We start from the raw sequence: 3,507 nt of genomic DNA, 5'->3' as shown, positions 1-3,507 counted from the left end.
GCACCGGCGGATTTGCCTTCGACATAGCCTTGCTCGAACCGGCCCTGCTGGGTCGGGCCGAGCATGTCGTAGGTCTTGGTGAGGTTGGCGGTCGGGAAATGCTCGGTGATTTTGCCGAGTATCCCGGCGTAATGGCGGTTGGGATCGGCGGACCCGATGTCATAGGTCTTGCCGTCGGCGCCGACCAACTGGGTGGTGTCGATGTAGCCGGGCCGGTAGAACACCGAGCCGCCGGAGAAATTCAGCACCGCGCCGGGCCGCACCACGGCGTCGCCTTCCGAGACCAAATCCAGCGTGCCGCCCGTCGTGCTGCGCTCGGCCACGGTGCGCTCGATGCGCTCCAATTCGCCGGTGATGTCGGCGATGGGCGTGCCCTTGCGGATGTCCACCTTGACCTTCTGGCCGTACAACACGCCCTTGCGTTGCAGGGGCGAGTCGCGCAATTCGTTGCTGCGGAGTTCCACGGTCACGACGTTGCGCTCCACCGGCAGGCTCACTTTTTCCACGCCGGACACGTCGAGGGTGGCGCCCTTGGCGATGTAGACGCGGCTGTCGTTCTTGACGTTGTCGAGTCCGGGATTGGCCGGGTTTTCCGTGGCCTTGAGGCTGATCTGGCCCGAGCGGGAACGCAAGCTTGCGCCATCCTCCACCCGGATTTGCTGGCCCGAGACTTCCATCCACGACACATCCTGGGTCTGGCCGTCCACCGCCGTGGCTGAGTCGTTGAGGTCGGGGCTGGCTTCGGTGGCGCTGCCCTTGCCCAGAGTGACCGTGGCCCGCGTCCCCAGGCCGTCGCCCTGGTCGGCGAGGCGCTTGGTGGTGCCGGGTTGCAGCAGCCATTGGTCGCCCTCGCGGCGGACGCTGCCGCCCTCGCGGGCCAGCAAGCGCACCGAGCCGTTGGCGCGCACCGAAGTGGTGGCCGTGACCCGCCCGTCCTGGTTCACGGCGAAGCCCATCAGGGTGGCGTTGCCGCGTTCCGCCAGAATCTTGCCGACGTTGTTCACGTCGCCGCCGGTGCCGACTTCCACCACCAGGCCGCGTAGTTTGGCGTCGCTGCCCGCCTCTTGCAGATACACCTTGTCCGTCGCCGCCACCAACAGGATTTGCCCATCGGGCGCGGTCAAGTCGCCCCCGTTGGTCACGGACGGCGCGGCGGCGATGATGCGGCCCGATTTGGCGGCCTTGATCTCCGCGCCTTTTTCGATGTTGATGCCGATCTTGGTCTTCTGGCCCTGGCCGTCCAGGATGAAATTCCCGTTCGCATCGCGCCGGTACACCTCGCCCTTGCCGACCAGCGCCGGGCGGCCATCCTGCCCCAAGACTTTGGTGATGCCGCGCTGGAAGGTATCGTCGCTGATGTCCAACGTGCTGGCGACCAAAGTATTAACGTCCACCCGGCTGTCCTTGCCGAACACGAAGCCGTTCTGGTTGAGCAGGTACACCTGGCCGTTGGCCGACAGCTTGCCGAGGATGCGGCTGGGGTCGTTCTGGGCGATGCGGTTCAGGGCGATGGCCGACGCGCCCGGCTGCTTGAACTGCACCGCGCCGTCCTGGCCGATGTTGAAGCTCTGCCAGTTGAGGACGGCGCGGTCGGTGTATTGGTTGATGGTCATCTTGTTGCCCGCGACCGACTGGTCGGCCCGGCCCACCGTGGCGAAATTGGGCTGGGGCACGGGCAAGTCGCCCGCCCGGGCCGCGCCGGACAGGCAGGCACCGGCCAGAATCAGGCGGATGGAGGCCGCGAGGGGTTTGAGACGGGTGGGGGCTTGGGTCATCATGGTTCAACCAAAATAGGATCGTTCCCACGCTCCGCGTGGGAATGCCGCTGGGGACGCTCCCGCGTCCCGTGAGTCGGGCAGGGCGGATGGAACTGGGGCACGGGACATGGAGCGTCCGAGGATGCATTCCCACGGAGACCGTGGGAACGATAATTCAAACCCCTCCCCGGCCCTCCCCTTATCAGGGAAGGGAGATAAAGCCCCCCCTGATAAGGGGGTGGGAGGGTTAAATTCAGCCGTAGCAATTTATTCAAGCGCCTTAACTCGATGGCGGTGACGAGGAGCGTGGGAAAGATGGGTCAGAACTCATACGCCACCCGGAAATCCACCCGCGACTCCCCCACCTCCACGGCGTCCGTCGCGACGAAGGGATAGGCCCAATAGAACTCGCCGGAGATTTTCTTGAGCACCTGCATACGGAATCCCGCGCCCGCGCTCAGCAGGTCATAGCGGGGCGGCGTGCCGCGCAGCGGGTCGCGCACCCACAAGCGGGCCACGTCGCTGAACGCCATCAGGCGCAGTTCGTCCACGCCATCCAAGCCATAAGCGCCGAAATTGGGGCTGTAGAACTCCAGCGAGGCATTCACGCCGTCGTCGCCGAGGCGCTCCACCTCGTGGTAGCCGCGCACCGATTGCATTCCGCCCGCGCCCATCTGCTCGTTGCTGATGAGGGGCATGTTGGCGATTTGCCCGGACAGCCGCGCTTGCAGGGCCAAATCGTAAGGCAATATCTGCCGGTGCTTGAGGTCGCCCGCGAAATAGAGGTAGTTCGGCGTGGCGTTGTGGCGCTTGGCCTCGAATTCCCGGTAGGAACTGCCCATGCCAGCGAAATTGACGTTGGCTTCCAGATTTATCTGACTGAAGCTGCCCCCGCCGTAATTGAGCGTGCCGGTATAGCCACCCTGGAACGGCGAATAGGCCACGGGCGTGTTCTGGCTGTCGGCGCCGGTCAGTTGCACCGACTGGCCGAAATTCTTGTAGTCCCAGCCCAGCGTGACGCTATGGCTGTAGTTCGGGAGTCCTGGGAAGTTCGGCAACGATTTGATGAGCCGCAAACCGAAGATCGTGCCGTTGCCCACCATATTGAGCGCCCCGGCGGAGGTGACGGCGCTGGTGGAATCCAGCCCGACGCCGTAGAAGACGAGCCGCGAGTCGATGAAATCCAGCGGCATCACGTAGGTGCCGGACCAGACTTCCACGTTGCTGGGGTCTTCCGGCGAGACTTGGTATTGCAGCGAGGCGCTGTGATAAAGCTGCCACAGGTTGTCATAGCGCACCATGCCGGTCAGGCGCAGGCGGCTGGTGTTGATGCTGTTGCGGGCGTTGAGTTCGACGCTGGCGTGCAAGGGAAGCTGATCTTCCACCGCCAATTCCACCTCCACCGTGCCGGGCGTGCGGCCGGCCCGCATGACGGGCGTGACCGTGCGGTCGGCGCTGTCGCCCGCCACCTTGCTGAGCTGCTCTTGGACTTTGGTCAGGTTGAGCGGCTGGCCTTCCGCCAGGGCGGGCACCCCCTCGCGGATTTTGCCCAGCGAGAAATACTTTGAACCCGTGATCTTGAGCCGGTCCACCCGGCCCTCGCCCACCTTGAGGATGACCACGCCTTCGGCCACGTCCTGCTCGGGGATGTCCACCAGGGCCGCCGAAAAGCCCGCGTCCTGATACGCCTTTTCCAAGGCGGCGCGGGCCTTTTCCACATCCTCGATGCTTTTGCCGGGACCGAGAAAGG

2 protein-coding genes are annotated in these 3,507 nt (G+C 64.8%); both read right to left on the bottom strand.

Going from position 1 to position 3,507, the window contains the following annotated elements; all coding sequences use genetic code 11:
- The coding region (locus ACXWUF_RS20590) for a two-partner secretion domain-containing protein (RefSeq protein ID WP_458496430.1) at positions 1-1,778 on the bottom strand (1,778 nt) is incomplete at its 3' end.
- 299 nt (positions 1,779-2,077) lie between these two features.
- A partial coding sequence (locus ACXWUF_RS20585) for a ShlB/FhaC/HecB family hemolysin secretion/activation protein (RefSeq protein ID WP_458496429.1) occupies positions 2,078-3,507 on the bottom strand: 1,430 nt, incomplete at its 5' end.

The organism is Methylomagnum sp. (assembly GCF_054333355.1).
Note: the sequence above shows the minus strand (reverse complement) of the source record. Positions and strands in the feature narration are given on the sequence as shown.